Origin of the sequence: Bifidobacterium ruminantium DSM 6489 (assembly GCF_000770925.1) — a bacterium.
GTDB lineage: Bacteria > Actinomycetota > Actinomycetes > Actinomycetales > Bifidobacteriaceae > Bifidobacterium > Bifidobacterium ruminantium.
This window is the reverse complement of sequence record NZ_JDTK01000002.1, coordinates 123625-139141: the sequence shown is the minus strand read 5'-3', so window position 1 is coordinate 139141 and position 15517 is coordinate 123625. Positions and strand designations below refer to the sequence as shown.

The window sequence follows — 15517 nt, the reverse complement described above, 5'->3', positions numbered from 1 at the left end:
TTCGTGTTGTATCACGGAACGCCCGCAGTCGTGAACCGGCTGTGGGCGTTCCTTTTTTGATGTCTTATCGTTCCGGAGAACGAAGCGTTCGACTACTTGCGCTCGATCTCGCGCATCTCGAAGGTCTCGATGATGTCACCGATCTCGATGTCGTTGAAGGAGCCGAGGTTGATGCCCGCCTCGTAGCCTTCCTTGACGGACTGCACATCGTCCTTGAAACGACGCAGCGAGGAGATCTCGAGGTCGTTGACGGTAGCGATGCCGTTGCGCAGGATACGGCACTTCGTACCGCGCTTGACTTCGCCGTCCTGAACCATGACGCCGGCGATGTTGCCGAACTTGGAGGAGCGGAAGATCTCGCGGATCTCGGAATGGGAGGTGACGACCTCTTCGAATTCCGGCTTGAGCATGCCCTTGAGGGATGCCTCGATATCCTCGATGGCCTTGTAGATGACCGAGTAGTACTTGATCTCCACGCCTTCGCGCTCGGCCAGATCGGCCACCTGACGGTTCGGGCGGACGTTGAAGCCGATGATGACGGCCTTGTCCACGGTGGCCAGGTTGACATCGTTCTGGGTGATGGCGCCGACACCGCGGTGGATCACCTGGATGCCGACCTCGTCGGACACCTCGATCTTCATCAAGGAATCTTCCAGCGCCTCGACGGAGCCGGAGGAATCGCCCTTGATGACGATGTTGAGCATATCCACCTCGGACTTGGCGAACTGCTCCTTGAGGCTTTCGAGCGAAACGACCTTGCGGCGCTTGGCCAGCTGGGCGGCACGTTCGGTGGCCTGACGCTTTTCGGCGATCTGACGCGCGGTGCGATCGTCGGAGGCCACCAGGAAGAGGTCGCCTGCGGTCGGCACGGAGGTCAGACCCAGCACCTGCACAGGCGTGGACGGACCGGCTTCCTTCATGTGCTTGCCGTTCTCGTCAAGCATGGCGCGGACACGACCATAGGAGGTGCCGGCCACGATGGCGTCGCCGATATGGAGGGTACCGGACTGCACCAGCACCGTGGCCACCGCGCCACGACCCTTGTCGAGTCGGGCTTCGACGGTGGCGCCGCGGGCGTCCATATCCGGATTGGCACGCAGGTCGAGTTCCGCGTCGGCGGTGAGCAGCACCGCTTCGAGCAGCTTGTCGACGTTGGTGCCCTGCTTCGCGGAGATGTCGACGAACATGGTGTTGCCGCCGTACTCCTCCGGAACCAGGCCGTATTCGGTGAGCTGTCCGCGGACCTTCTCCGGGTTCGCGCCCTGCTTATCGATCTTGTTGACGGCCACCACGATCGGCACATGCGCGGCCTGCGCATGGTTGATGGCTTCCACGGTCTGCGGCATCACGCCGTCATCGGCGGCGACCACGAGGATCGCGATGTCGGTGAGCTCGGCGCCACGGGCACGCATGGCGGTGAAGGCTTCGTGGCCCGGGGTATCGAGGAACGTGATCTTACGCGGCTCACCCTCGAGGTTGACAGTCACCTGGTATGCGCCGATGCGCTGGGTGATGCCGCCGGCCTCACCTTCGATGACGTTGGTGCGGCGGATGGTGTCCAGCAGTCGGGTCTTACCGTGATCGACATGGCCCATGACGGTGACGACCGGAGGACGCGGCTTCAGATCCTCGTCCTCCTGCAGCTCCTCTTCATCAAGGTTGATGTCGAACTGCTGCAGCAGCTCCTTGTCCTCCTCTTCGGCGGACACGATCTTGATGTTCCAGCCGATTTCCTCGCCGAGGATCTGGAAGGTGGCCTCATCCAGGGACTGGGTGGCCGTGGCCATCTCACCGAGATGGAACAGCACTGTGACCAGAGCCGCCGGATTGACGTTGATCTTCTCGGCCAGATCGGCGAGGGACGCGCCCTGACGCAGACGGACTTCCTGTCCGTTGCCGGTCGGAATACGCACGCCACCGATGACCGGAGCCTTCATCTCCTGGAATTCATGACGCTTCGCCAGACGGTTCTTGCGGGCCTTCGAGGACTTGCCTCCCTGACGGCCGAACGCGCCGGCAGCGCCGCCACGTCCACGTCCGCCACGTGCCGGACCGTTGCTCGGGGCGCTGTTGCCGCCCTGGAATCCACCGCTGTTGCCACCGAAACGGTTGCCGCCGGCGGGACGCTGACCGCCCTGGCCCGGACGATGCTGTCCCCACTGTCCCGGCTTCGCTCCGCCCTGACCCGGACGGCCACGGAATCCGCCGCGCTGGCCCGGACGGCCACCACGACGTCCCTCGCCATTGTTGACGGTCGGACGGGCCATCGGATGCGGACGCGGGATATCGCTGGGAGTCGGGGCGTGCATGCCCTGCTTGCGGCTGAACGGATTATTGCCCGGACGCGGTCCCGGAGTATGCGGCTTCGCGCCATTGCCGCCCTGCGGGGCGTTGCCGTGCTGGGAACGAGGTCCCGGCACGGCCGAAGGACGACCGGACTGATGGCGTTCGTCTCCCTGCGGACGTGGGGAGTTGCCGTTGTTGCGATTGCCATGCTGACGGGATTCGCCCGGACGCGGGGCGCGCTGGCCCGGCTTCGGCGCTTCGGACCTGGAGCCAGGACGATGCGGCTTCGGAGTAGCCGGCGCGGACGGCTTCGGCGTGCCTGCCGCAGCGCCCGGACGCGGTGCGGAATGGGAAGGCTGCGGAGCCGGCTTCCTAGCCGGCGCAGAAGACTTCTTGGATTCGGATGCGTTGCCCTGCGCGTTGGATGCGAATGCGGCTTTCAGCCTACGTGCGACAGGGGGTTCAACGGTGGACGATGCGGACTTCACGAATTCGCCCATCGCCTCAAGTTTGTTCAAAACGGTTTTGCTATCGACGCCAAGTTGCTTGGCAAGTTCATATACGCGTGCTTTCGGCACTCAATTCTCCTATCCCGGGCCGCGCGCATACGGGCGCGACCACTACTGATTCACGGCGAGCTTGTTCCTTCTCATCGTGCAACCATGTTCGTGATACCTCGTCTTTTCCCTGGGCGCGGCAGCTTGGCCGACGCGCTTTGGACTGTCGAGTCCAGCATACTCAAGCCCGTGGATTGTACACCCACGGGCTTGTTGGTTGCTGGAAGTGTTGTTTATTCCGCGGTTTCGGCGTCGGAATGGTCCGCCTGCTCCGCCATCTTCTTGGCATGCGCCTCGGCTGATTCGATGCCGATCTTCCAACCGGTCAGCTTGGCGGCGAGACGCGCGTTCTGTCCTTCCTTGCCGATGGCGAGGGACAGCTGGTCATCGTGGATGAAGGCGATCGCGGTCTTGTTCTTCTCGCTGATCACCTGCACGCCGGTGGCGACCGCCGGGGACAGCGCCGCGGCGACGAATTTCGCCGGATCCGCGGACCAATCGACGATGTCGATCTTCTCGGGACCAAGGTTCTCCATGACGGCGCGCACGCGGGCTCCGCCGGGGCCGATCAGAGCGCCCTTAGGATTGACGCCCTCGGTGTTGGCGCGGACGGCGATCTTGGTGCGGGCGCCGGCCTCACGTGCGATGGCCATAATCGAAACCGCGCCGGAGACCAGCTCCGGAACCTCACGTTCGAACAGGCGGCGAACCAGCTCCGGATGGGAGCGGGACACTACGATTTCCGGTCCCTTCAGGCCTCGAGCCACGTTCACCACATACACGCGGATGCGCTCACCATGACGGTAGCGTTCGCCAGGCACCTGCTCACGGCGCGGCAGCAACGCCTCAACGTCGCCGACCGCCACATGCACGTTGGACGTATCCTTGACATCCTGCTGGACGATGCCGGTGATGAGCTTGCCCTTCTGTCCGGAGAACGCGCCGAACACCTTGTCGTCCTCGGCCTTGCGGAACAGCTGGCTGATCACCTGACGAGCGGTCGCGGCGGCCAGCCGGCCGAAATCATGCGGGGTGTCGTCATATTCCTCGCCCAAGGTCGGCGCGGGATGCGGATTGTCCTCAGTCGGTTCGCCAGGAATTTCGTCCTGGGCCCAGACGGTGAAGCTTCCGGCGCGCGGATCGAGCTCCACGCGGGCATGCTTCGCGGCGTGCGGTGTTTTCAGATATGCCAGTCGCAATGCTTCCGAGAGTGCGGCATCCAGCGTCTCGGGATCGATTCCCTGCCCAGCGGCGAGCTGGTGCATTCCTGCCAGGTCCAGTTCCATACTTCCAAGACCTCCTATATGAAGTTATTCCGAGCGCATGGCCCAATGGTCACAGTCGGATATTATTCTAATGATTCATGCAGACACGTTCCCCTTCCCTTCGTCCGGTTCTTTCCATCGCGAAACGCGTCTGCGCGATCCTCTGCGTCGGACTCGCGCTGTCATCGCTGACGGCCTGCTCCATGCCGCGTATCGCGGGCAAAGACGAAGCAGAACAGCAGCAGAGTCCCTGCGAAAAAGCGTATCTCGACGCCTCCAAAAACGACGCCGTCGCACTTGACCAACATCAGCTCGTCATCCGGCGCTATTTCGCGGCGCACCAGGCGATCTCATCATGGACGGATACCGCCGCATACTGCCCGTCACGTTTCGCCGACGGCACATTGCGCAGCGCGAGGGCACGGCATATCGCACGCACGCTGGCTGACCAGCTGTCGATTGCAGAAGATCCGATCACACTGTCCCGTTTCGACGACATCGAATCGCTCGACGTCGATTCCGCATCGCTTGATGCGATGGCCAAGGCCGAGGACAAGGCCGGATTCGCGATGACGCTGTTCGCCGCACGTTCCATCGGCCACGCGACCCTCGACATCGCGGATCGGCACAAGACGACGTCGCAGCGGCTCGTTTCTTTCTCCGGCGGCGACGACAACCGTAAAAAAACGTACGACACGACCAACCTGCTCGCCAATCCCGACACGATCGTCGATCCGGCGACCGGCTTCCTGGCACCCACCGACGCCACCATCGAAATGAACTGCGCGCGCGCTGAGATCGCCGCGATCGGGAAAAGCTCCAATGCAGCGGAATCGCAATCGACGAGCGCGAGGGAGCAGTCCCTCGGCGTGCTTGCCGGGCTGATCGCCGACCGTGTCGAATTGGCGCTCGACTGGGGCTATCCGTCCTTCGACGGGGCGCTGTTCGGAAAGGACGCGCAATAGCGGGCAAAACAGGGACGCGACGGACGTGCAACGTGACACGCCTGAAATTCCGCCATCCAAGCACCATCGATTTGACAATCGCCGATGCTGTGGCAAAATAGTCAAGTTGCTTGTTCTCAGGCAACGAATGGATAAGTGTCCGAGCGGTCTAAGGAGCACGCCTCGAAAGCGTGTGAGGGCGAACCCCTCCGCGAGTTCGAATCTCGCCTTATCCGCACAGCAATAAAGGTTGGAACAATGGCGTTCCAGCCTTTTTTGTTTGTTCTTGTTTATTCCTTGTTCACTGCCTTGCGCATGTCATTGGACGTCCATATTCCGCCCATGCGCGACTACGCGTCCCGTTCATGCACGGAGGCATTCACCCACTGGCTCTGCCGCACATCGCATCCGGAGAAGATGCCGATGTCGAGCATGCAGTCGCGGTAGTCACGGCCGTGGGCGATGGTGATGTAGTTGTCGTCGACCATGCGATTATGCGTCGGATCCAAGCCGATCCAGCGCCCGTCATAGTAGACCTCCACCCATGCATGCGTGGCGCCTTCGCCGCACAGCAAACCCGCGATGTACCTTGCGGCGAGACCGACATGGCGGCAGACCGCCAGCATAACGTGCGCGTAATCCTGGCACACGCCTTTGCGTTGCGCGAACGCCTCCTCGGCGGTGGTGCGGATGGTGGTGGATGCCGGGGTGTAGACGAACGCGCGGTACACTTCGTCCATCACTACCTTGGCTTGGTCGATGGGAGTGCTGTCGGACGGCAAAGTCCCAATACGGGCCTTGCATATGTCGATCAGTTTCCCGATGGCGGGCCCCGGCACCGTCAAGGCCGAATTGAACCGATATAGCGGCTTGTATATCTCGGATTTGATATGCGCGTTGTCCACGAAGGCAATGCCCGTCACCGAATAATTGAACACGGTGTGTGGTTCGGGGATGAACCCGGTCATCACCACGGAATCGAAGGAGTCTATGGTGGTCTCAAGCTCCGTTTCCGGTTCGAGCTTGACGACCACATCGATCACCTGTTGACGCGGACCGGTCGCCGGAATACAGCGCAATTGGAAACGATGGTCGGTCACAGGCGAGCTGAACGAGAGTTTCATCTCATAATCGAACACCAGTTTCTTCACATCGTCTCCTCAACGCTATCGCCGATTCCCCGGAAAATGTCAGATGCGCGCCGCATCCATATCCATGGTATTCAGCATGCCGAGATCCTTCAGACCCTTTGTTGAAATGCGGCCATCGAAATCGTCGAGCAGCACGCCAAGCTTGTCGGCGAGCGCGCCATATCCCCGCTGCGGCAGCTTCCCAACCAGCCAACGCAATCCTTCGGCGAAGCATTGCGGCACGGGCAGTCCCTGCAAAGGCATGAGGTAGTTGGCCAGCTTGGCCAACGGCGCCTTGAGCTCGTCCATACGGTATCCGAAGCGCGTGTACAGGTCGAGACGTTCCATATATTTTCCTACGAAGATGAAGGATTTCAATGTCGGGTCGACCGGCGAATCCTCCACGCCTCCCCAGAATGCGAGCATGTTGTCCGCGATGTCGCGATGTTTGAAGATGTCGGCGTCCGCGCCGGCGCATACCGACGCCTCCACGATGGAACCCATGGCCAACTCCACCTGCTGCAGCGAACGCGAGCCGAGTTCCGGACGGAGGATCACCGCGTTGTTGAACGCGTAGACGATGGCGCTGCGCACAGAATCCGGATTGTTCTCATCGTAGAGGAAACTGTGGATGAACGCGTCAAAGTCCTCGAAATCCTCCGGCAAGTCAAGCGCGCGTGCGAACGGTCGGAACGCGTCCACGTCCGTGTCCATCACGCGGTCGTAGAACGGGAAGAACTGGCTCAACGTGGTGAACACGCGTTCCGTGTACCGGCCAAGCCAGAACAGGTTGTCCGCCTTGGAGGCGGTGACGAGGGCCAGCGGATGCTTGCGTGATTGCTCCAGCACACGCACGCTTTCCGACCCCGGAGCGCAATCGTGTTCCACGCCGGTGTCCTTGGCCAGCACCCATGTGTCCTTGAAGCCGCCGCCCTGCGACGAATTGACGATCATCTGTCCCGGAACCGACGAATAGCGGGTCAATCCCGAATACCACACATGCGTGTTCTTGCCGGTCACCACGAATGCGCGCAGATCGCATTTGCGCGGCTCGAGCTCGCCGGTCTTGGGATTGGCCACGTCGATGTCTCTGAATTGGATGACCTCCTGCGCTATGAACCGCCGGGGTTCGGCCTTGATGCGGTCGGCGAGCTCCTCGCGCTGCCTGGCATCGAGAGACGATCCGAACACCACGCCGTAGCCGCCCGCCTCGGCGACGTCCTTGATGACGAGCTCGCCGAGCCGATCGAGCACTTCGTTGCGGTCCCGTTCGAACATCGGCATGTAGGTCGGCGCGTTGTGCAGGATCGGCTCCTCGCCAAGATAGTACCGGATCATGTCCGGCACGAAATAGTAGATGGCCTTGTCGTCCGCCGCGCCGTTGCCGGGAGCGTTGACGATCGCCACGTTGCCGGACCGGTAGGCAGACAGTATTCCCGGCACGCCGATGACGGAATCCGGATTGAAGGCAAACGGGTCGAGGTATTCGTCGGACAATCTGCGGTAGACCACGCCGACCCGATGCCGCTTGCCCGAATAGTCGAGGAAGTACAGCTTGTTGTCCACCACCTCCAGATCTTCGGGGAACGCCAGAGCGGCACCGGTCTTCTCCGCCAAGTACGCATGTTCGAAGAACGCCGAATTGCATCGGCCCGGTGTCAGCACAACGGCGATGCCATCGGTGGAGACGAAATCCATGGATTTGCGCAACAGACGCGGATAATCGCGATTGTCGCGCACATGCACGTTGCGGAACAAGCTCGGCGAGATCCTGCGTTCGATGTCGCGTGCGAACAGCGGATAGCTGGCGCCCGACGGGATGCGCAGATTGTCCTCCAGCACCCACCATCGGCCGTCCTGCCCCTGCACCAGATCCTCTCCGGCGATGTGCGCGAATATGCCGCCGGGAGGCATCACGCCGTTGACCTGCGGAAAATACCCGGAGGACGTGTACACGTACTCCTCCGGCACGACGCCATCCTTGATGGCCCGCTTGTCGGAATAGATGTCGCGCAGATAGGCGTTCAACGCGTCGACACGTTGTTTCAGACCGGCTTCCATATCATCGAATTCATCTGATTCGATGATGCGGGGAATCGGATCATACGGGAACAGCCGATCATGGTACGTGCCGTTCTGGTAAATGCCGAAACGCACGCCGTTACGGCTCAGCTCGCGATTGATGGCGTCCCTGTGGCCCACCAATTCCATGGCCAGCTTTCGTGCGGCGGATTCGATCATCGTTCCACGCTCCTCTCCCCCACGCCGATGCGGCGCATGCATGCCACCGCGGCTTTCGCTGTGATAGAAGAGAACGTATCGACCCACAGTTACCGGAAAAGCAACGCATTGTTACGGCAATGTCTCGGTCATGGACTTGTTCGCTCGTTGTAACCCCGTCGTGACATTTCCCGTCGCGTACCCCGGTTTCCTGCCGTATATCCCGCGCAGGCTCCGTCTACAGCGTGCGTTTGGCGCGGATTGCCTCCGCCCGCGCGGCAAGCTGGTCGTCGGCCGGATATTCGATATGCTCCAAAGTCAGTCCCTGCGGCGCAATCGGTCCTGTGGAGCCTTCGCGCAACGGCGTGGCCATCTTCCCCGCGAACCAATCGAGCGAACGTTTGCCGATGCCGACCTGCACGCAGCCGTTGACGAGCGACCTGACCATATTGCGGGCGAAGGCGTCCGCGACGATCGTGAAGCAGACGAGTCCCGATTCCGCGGCCGGCGTGCGGTACCGCTCCCCCATCGTCATGCCGTCATCGATCAGAGGACGCTGGGGAATGCGGCGCCAGTACGCGGTCTTCACCTCGCGTATGGTGGTGCCTCCCGGATTGGGGGTTGCGAACGAACCGAAGTCATGCAGGCCGATCGTCATCGCCGCGGCCTCGTTCATGGCTTCGATATTGAGTTCGTTGTCGACGTGCAGGACGAAGTTCCTGGTACGGGGGTCGATTTCGCTGTTGCTGTCGGTGATGCGGTACACATACGTGCGCTCCAGCGCTGAGAAACGCGCGTCGAATCCGTCGGGAGCCTTGGAAACGGCGTGGATTGAAATATCGTCCGGCAGCATGCGGCGGAGCCGTCGGGACAGCGCGGTGACGGGCGGCACATCCATATGCCCGACACAGCGCGCCAGCACGTCCTCGTCGACGTCGAGATGGCACACCTGATGCGATGCGTGCACGCCCGTATCGGTTCGGCCGGCCACGGTCAGACGCAGCGGTTCGTCCGCGTCATGCTCAGGCACGCGAAGCACAGTATGCAGCGTTCGCTCGATTTCCCCCTGCACAGTGCGTATTTCAGGTTGTTTCGCCCATCCATAGAAGTGGGCGCCGTCGTATGCCAAGTCGATGCGTAGTCTCACGGCATCGAGCATAGCAAACGGCTGTTATAGCGGTACATATATGAAAGAGTATGGAAAAAGGCCGGGAACCTTTCGATTCCCGGCCTTCAATCAGCCAAAATGGCGACTCACTCGGCCTTGTCGGCGGTGGTCTCCTCGGCGGCGGCTTCCGGAGCCTCAGCAGCCGGCGCTTCAGCGGCCGGAGCTTCTTCAGCGGCGACCTTGGTCGCAGCTTCGGCTTCCTTCACCACGGCCTGCTTCGGGCTCACCGGCTCGGTGACGAGCTCGATGATGGCTGCCGGAGCGGCATCGCCGCGACGCGGAGCGATCTTGACGATGCGGGTGTAGCCGCCTTCGCGCTGCTCCATCTGCTCGGCGATCTCAGTGAACAGCTTGTGCACGACGGACTTGTTGCGGATGACGCGCATCACGCGACGACGGTTGTGCAGATCACCACGCTTGGCGAGCGTGATCAGACGCTCGGCCAGCGGACGAAGACGCTTGGCCTTCGGCAGGGTGGTGGTGATACGGCCGTTCTGGAACAGGCTGGTGGCCATGTTCGCGAGCATAAGACGCTCATGAGCCGGGCTGGAGGCCAGACGCGGACCCTTCTTTGGTGTAGGCATTGTTTCTCCTTGAAAGCCCCGTTGGATTCAGGTGGGCAATCGCCCGAACATCCGAATCCAACGAAGCGGTTAGGTCAAAAGTGGCGAATCACTCGTCTTCCGGCGAGAAGAAGGTACCACCTTCGAGGTTGTTGGTATCGAAGTTGCCCAACGGGGAAGCCTTGAGGGCGAGGCCCAGAGACTGGAGCTTCTCCTTGACTTCGTCGATGGACTTCATACCGAAATTGCGGATGTCGAGCAGATCCTGCTCGGTGTGGGCGACCAGCTCACCGATCGTGTGGATGCCTTCGCGCTTCAGGCAGTTGTAGCTGCGCTGGGTGAGGTTCAGGTCCTCGATCGGAATGTTCATCTCCGGGTTGGTTTCCTCTGCTACCGGAGCAGGGCCAACCTCGACGCCTTCCGCCTGGGTGTTGAGCTCACGGCACAGGCCGAAGAGCTCCACCAGGGTGGATCCTGCGGATGCGACCGCATCACGCGGGGAGATTGCCGGCTTGGTCTCCACGTCCAGGATGAGCTTGTCGAAGTCGGTGCGCTGTTCAACGCGCGTGGCTTCCACACGATAGCTCACCTTGAGCACCGGGGAGTAAATCGAGTCGACCGGAATACGGCCGATCTCGGAGTTATCCTGCTTGTTCATCTGGGCGGGCACATAACCGCGGCCACGTTCGACGGTGAACTCGATCTCGAGCTCGCCATCCTCCGCGAGGGTTGCGATGTGCATGTCCGGATTGGCGATGGTGACGCCGGCCGGCGGGGTGATATCACCCGCGGTGGCCTCGCCCTTGCCGCTCTTGCGCAGATACATGACAACCGGCTCATCGTATTCGCTGGTGAGCACGATGCCCTTGATGTTCAGCAGGATCTCGGTAACGTCCTCTTCAACACCCGGCAGAGTGGTGAACTCATGCGGGACGCCGGAGATACGCACCGAAGTCACAGCCGCTCCCGGAATGGAGCTCAGGAGGGTGCGGCGCAGCGAGTTGCCAAGCGTGTAGCCGAAACCAGGCTCAAGAGGCTCGATGGTGAAGCGGGAACGCTGAGGGTTGAGAGATTCCTCGGTAAGTGTCGGACGCTGTGCGATAAGCACTGTGGTTATCCTTTCAGCTTCAGGCCGGTGGTGCACTCACCGGCCGTAAGCGGCGTTGGATTGATGATTTTTTCTAGTGCTCAGACGCGACGGCGCTTCGGAGGACGAACGCCGTTGTGTGCCTGCGGGGTGACGTCGGTGATGGAACCGACTTCGAGTCCGGCGGACTGCAGGGAACGGATGGCGGTCTCACGACCGGAACCCGGGCCCTTCACGAACACGTCGACCTTCTTGAGACCGTGCTCCATAGCCTTGCGGGCTGCGGATTCGGCGGCCATGCCAGCGGCGTACGGCGTGGACTTACGGGAGCCCTTGAAACCGACATCGCCACCGGACGCCCAGGACACGACAGCGCCGGACGGGTCGGTGATCGAAATAATGGTGTTGTTGAAAGTGGACTTGATGTGCGCCTGCCCAACCGGGACCGACTTGCGGTCGCGGCGACGCGGCTTGCGCGCGGCTTGCTTTTGAGCTGCCATTGACCCTCGTTTCCTAATAACGAATTTGCTTTGATGCCCAGACGATGGGACTCATGCCCCGTGGCCCGGACTGCCAACCACCGATTACTTGGTGGCCTTCTTCTTTCCGGCGACCGTGCGCTTCGGGCCCTTGCGGGTACGAGCATTGGTCTTGGTGCGCTGACCACGCACAGGAAGTCCCTTACGGTGACGCTGGCCTTGATAGCAGTTGATCTGAATCTTACGACGGATGTCCGCATCGATTTCACGACGCAGATCGCCCTCGATCTTGTAATTGCCTTCGAGGTAATCACGCAGCGTGATCAGCTGCTCATCCGTCAGATCCTTGACGCGAGTATCCGGGTTGATACCGGTCGCGGCAAGCGTTTCCTTGGCGCGAGTGCGACCCACACCAAAAATGTAGGTGAGGGCGATCTCGATGCGCTTCTCATTGGGGATGTCGACTCCGGCAAGACGTGCCATTGCGATTCCTTCTGTTTTCCGCAGGTCTTGCACCGAGTCGTCCGGTTTCCCGGCCCGGGCCTGCGTACCCGGGGTTCATCTCGTTCTCACGAGCTGTGACTCAGCGCCTGTACTTAATTTGTGCCGCTGGATCTGCTCTCAGCCCTGGCGCTGCTTATGGCGCGGGTTGACGCAGATCACCATGACGCGGCCGTGACGACGGATCACGCGGCAGTTCTCGCAGATCCTCTTCACACTAGGGCTGACCTTCATGGTTTTCCTTTGCTTGTGTACCTTACTTGTAACGGTACGTAATACGGCCGCGGTTCAGATCGTATGGGCTCATTTCCAACACAACGCGATCCTGCGGCAGAATGCGGATGTAGTTCTTCCTCATCTTGCCCGAGATGGTTGCGAGCACGATATGCTTGTTCTCGAGTTCGACACGAAACATCGCGTTCGGCAGTGCCTCCACCACCTGTCCTTCGACTTCAATCACACCGTCTTTAGCCATGAGCCTCGTTCCGTTCTTTGGCGATTACTACGCGTGCCCGAAGACACGCCAACTTGTAAGAGTACACGAAAGCGGGAACCAAGACACGTTCGGCGTGTCGCGATTCCCGCTTTCGTTGAAAATATGTTATTCTGCTTATTTTTGCTTTCAGCCGAGCTCTGCCACGATGGTGGCCTGGATCTCGTCCACGGCACCGACGCCGTCGAAGGTCTTGAGCAGTCCGCGCTGACGATAGATGTCCAGCAGCGGTGCCGTTTCCTTGGCATAGACGTCAAGGCGCTTGGCGATGGCCTCCGGGGTGTCATCGGAACGGCCTTCGATCTCGGCGCGCTTCTTCATGCGTTCCATGAGCACGTCGTGATCCGCGTCCAGGGCGACCACCGCGTCGAGCGGGGTTCCCAGCTCGTTCAGAATGGCGTCCAGAGCTTCCACCTGGGAGGCGTTGCGTGGATATCCATCGAGGATCCAGCCGTTCTTGGCGTCATCCATGGCCAGACGATCCTTGACGATCTTGTTGGTGAGCTCGTCCGGAACCAGTTCGCCCTTGTCGATGTACTTGAGCGCCTCGACGCCCAGCTCGGTCTTGTTCTTGATGTTGTAGCGGAAGATGTCTCCCGTGGAGATGGCGGGGATTCCGTAATGCTTGCTCAGCAGAGCGGCCTGCGTGCCCTTGCCAACGCCTTGCGGTCCCATGATCAGCAGTCGCATGTTGTTTCTCTCCGTTTCGCTAGGTCCTTGAAGGACGTTCGGATAATCGGTTGATTACAAAAAATCGTGATACCGTCCTGCTATCGGGACGGTATCACGATTCAAGTGGTTACTTGCCTTCCTTGTGGTCGGTGTCCTCGAACAGGAAGCCGGCGTACTGGAACTGTTCGGTCTGTGCCTTGGCCTGGCGCAGGGTGTCAAGGCCAACGCCCGCGATGATCAGGATGGTGGTGCCACCGAACGGCAGCTTGGTGTTCAGGTTCAGGGCCATAATCAGCACCGTCGGGATGAGGGCCACGAACAGCAGGTAGACCGCGCCGACCGTGTTCAGACGGTTCATCACGTAGCTCAGGTAGTTGCTGGTGGCGCTGCCCGCACGAATGCCAGGAATGAATCCGCCGTACTGCTTCATGTTGTCGGCGGTCTCATCGGGGTTGAAGGTGATCTCGGTGTAGAAGAAGCAGAAGAACACGATCATCAGCGCGTACAGAACGATGTACCACACGGACGTGGTGTTGGCCAGATTGCTGTTGATCCACTTGACCCAGGACTGGTCCGAGTTGCCGAACTGCGCGATCAGGGTCGGCACGGCCAGAATGGAGGATGCGAAGATCGGCGGGATGACGCCGCTCATGTTGATCTTCAGCGGCAGGTACGTGGAGGAGCCGCCATACATCTTGCGTCCGATCATACGGCGGGTGTACTGCACCGGGATACGGCGCTGGGACAGCTCGACGTAGATGACGAGGATCATGATGACCAGAAGCACGCCGACGACCGCGGCGAACTTGCCCCAATTGCCATCGGTGCCATTAGTGCCCCAGCCGATCTCCCACAGCTGCGGCAGGAAGCCGGAGCAGATGGACATGAAGATAAGGATGGACATGCCCTGGCCGAGTCCCTTGTCGGTGATCAGTTCGGCCATCCACATGATGAGGCCGGTGCCGCCGGTCATGATCAGCACCATGACGATGAGGTTCCAGACGGAGCCGTCAGGAACGACCTGGGAGCACTGGTAGTTGAACAGCGCGCCGGAGCGTGCGGTCACCAGAATGGTGGTGGACTGCAGCACGGCAAGGCCGATGGTCAGATAACGGGTGTACTGGGTCAGCTTGGCCTCGCCCGACTGTCCTTCCTTGTGCAGCATCTCGAAACGAGGGATGACCACGCGAAGCAGCTGGATGACGATGGACGCGGTGATGTACGGCATGACGCCCAGCGCGAAGATCGACAGCTGCAGCATGGCGCCGCCGGAGAAGAGGTTCACCAAGCCAATGAAGTTCTCGGAGGTGCTGTTCATCTTGCCGACGCACTGGTGGACGACGGTATAGTCGACGCCTGGGGTCGGAATGAACGAACCGATACGATAAATGATGATGATGCCAAGGGTGAAGAGGATCTTATTCCTCAACTCCTTGGTCTTCAAGGCCTGGATTAACGTCCTCACCTGGGATTCCTTCCATCGTCGTGCGCGCCTGCGCACACGTGCAAAAACAGACTCTAAAAGCCGAGTTTAGCGTATGGCGTCTACCGATACGCCCTATTTCTCCAGTATTTGTCCGTTTTTTGAATTCTTCGCGCGGTTTTCCCCGCATGGATCCTCTGCAAAAAAGAAGTGAGGCCTCCCTCGCATAAGCGGGGAAGCCTCACTTCTTTCGAGCTTCAGTCAGCTATGTTTCCTGGAATCAGTCCTCGGAAACGGAACCACCGGCAGCTTCGATCTTGGACTTGGCGGAAGCGGAAGCCTTAACACCCTTGATGGTGTAGGCGGCCGAAACCTCGCCGTCGCCCAGGACCTTGACCGGATAGCCGCCACGGACAACGCCCTTGGCGACCAGATCCGCCACGGTGATCTCTCCACCCTGCGGGAACAGTTCCGCGAGGGAGGCCACGTTGACGACCTGGTATTCCTTCTTGAACGGGCTCTTGAAGCCGCGCAGCTTCGGAAGGCGCATGTACAGCGGCAGCTGGCCACCTTCGAAGCCCGGGCGAACCTGGTAACGCTTCTTGGTGCCCTTGTCGCCACGGCCCGAGGTCTTACCCTTGGAGCCTTCACCACGACCGACGCGAATGCGGTCCTTCTTGGCGCCCGGAGCCGGCTTCAGGTCATGCATCTGCAGAATGTCTGCCATAA

General features: G+C 60.7%; 15 protein-coding genes and 1 tRNA gene. 2 read left to right on the top strand and 14 right to left on the bottom strand.

The genetic code is table 11. The features are described 5' to 3' along the window. Positions 1–92 precede the first annotated feature (92 nt). Both infB and nusA read right to left on the bottom strand, forming a co-directional pair. Entirely contained in the window at positions 93–2864 is a 2772-nt protein-coding gene (gene infB / locus OU26_RS01740) for a translation initiation factor IF-2 (protein WP_026646489.1), read from the bottom strand. A 212-nt stretch (positions 2865–3076) separates the two neighbouring features. Further along, a complete protein-coding gene (gene nusA, locus OU26_RS01735; RefSeq protein ID WP_026646490.1) occupies positions 3077–4129 on the bottom strand; it encodes a transcription termination factor NusA in 1053 nt (350 codons plus the stop codon). A 77-nt stretch (positions 4130–4206) separates the two neighbouring features. Here nusA and OU26_RS01730 point away from each other — a divergent pair, with 77 nt between their 5' ends. Both OU26_RS01730 and OU26_RS01725 read left to right on the top strand, forming a co-directional pair. Next, a complete protein-coding gene (locus OU26_RS01730) occupies positions 4207–5073 on the top strand; it encodes a hypothetical protein (protein WP_026646491.1) in 867 nt (288 codons plus the stop codon). Positions 5074–5202: 129 nt separating this feature from the next. After that, positions 5203–5288 (top strand) — tRNA-Ser (locus OU26_RS01725). 114 nt (positions 5289–5402) lie between these two features. Here OU26_RS01725 and OU26_RS01720 read toward each other — a convergent pair. The 12 genes from OU26_RS01720 to rplO form a co-directional block, all read right to left on the bottom strand. After that, a complete protein-coding gene (locus OU26_RS01720; RefSeq protein WP_026646492.1) occupies positions 5403–6203 on the bottom strand; it encodes a transglutaminase family protein in 801 nt (266 codons plus the stop codon). Positions 6204–6242: 39 nt separating this feature from the next. After that, a complete protein-coding gene (locus OU26_RS01715; protein ID WP_026646493.1) occupies positions 6243–8423 on the bottom strand; it encodes a circularly permuted type 2 ATP-grasp protein in 2181 nt (726 codons plus the stop codon). 217 nt (positions 8424–8640) lie between these two features. Continuing rightward, positions 8641–9561: a tRNA pseudouridine(38-40) synthase TruA gene (gene truA / locus OU26_RS01710; protein WP_026646494.1), complete on the bottom strand. Its 921-nt coding sequence runs from the start codon at positions 9559–9561 to the stop codon at positions 8641–8643. Between the two features lie 95 nt (positions 9562–9656). Further along, positions 9657–10154, bottom strand: a complete 498-nt coding sequence (gene rplQ, locus OU26_RS01705; protein ID WP_026646495.1) for a 50S ribosomal protein L17 — start codon at positions 10152–10154, stop codon at positions 9657–9659. Between the two features lie 88 nt (positions 10155–10242). Then, positions 10243–11241, bottom strand: a complete 999-nt coding sequence (locus OU26_RS01700) for a DNA-directed RNA polymerase subunit alpha (protein WP_026646496.1) — start codon at positions 11239–11241, stop codon at positions 10243–10245. An 80-nt stretch (positions 11242–11321) separates the two neighbouring features. Beyond that, positions 11322–11720 carry a 30S ribosomal protein S11 gene (gene rpsK, locus OU26_RS01695; protein ID WP_003808141.1) on the bottom strand — a complete coding sequence of 133 codons (399 nt, stop codon included), beginning with the start codon at positions 11718–11720 and terminating at the stop codon, positions 11322–11324. A gap of 84 nt (positions 11721–11804) precedes the next feature. Continuing rightward, entirely contained in the window at positions 11805–12182 is a 378-nt protein-coding gene (rpsM, locus tag OU26_RS01690) for a 30S ribosomal protein S13 (RefSeq protein WP_026641530.1), read from the bottom strand. 138 nt (positions 12183–12320) lie between these two features. After that, positions 12321–12434, bottom strand: coding sequence for a 50S ribosomal protein L36 (rpmJ, locus tag OU26_RS01685; protein ID WP_003808136.1), 114 nt, complete (start codon positions 12432–12434; stop codon positions 12321–12323). 22 nt (positions 12435–12456) lie between these two features. Then, positions 12457–12675, bottom strand: coding sequence for a translation initiation factor IF-1 (gene infA / locus OU26_RS01680; protein ID WP_003808114.1), 219 nt, complete (start codon positions 12673–12675; stop codon positions 12457–12459). A 147-nt stretch (positions 12676–12822) separates the two neighbouring features. Continuing rightward, on the bottom strand, positions 12823–13383 hold the full coding sequence (locus OU26_RS01675) for an adenylate kinase (protein ID WP_026646497.1): 561 nt from the start codon (positions 13381–13383) through the stop codon (positions 12823–12825). Between the two features lie 109 nt (positions 13384–13492). Then, complete coding sequence (gene secY, locus OU26_RS01670; protein ID WP_026646498.1) at positions 13493–14830, bottom strand: preprotein translocase subunit SecY; 1338 nt, start codon at positions 14828–14830, stop codon at positions 13493–13495. A gap of 238 nt (positions 14831–15068) precedes the next feature. Beyond that, complete coding sequence (rplO, locus tag OU26_RS01665; RefSeq protein WP_026646499.1) at positions 15069–15515, bottom strand: 50S ribosomal protein L15; 447 nt, start codon at positions 15513–15515, stop codon at positions 15069–15071. Between the last annotated feature and the right edge of the window lie 2 nt (positions 15516–15517).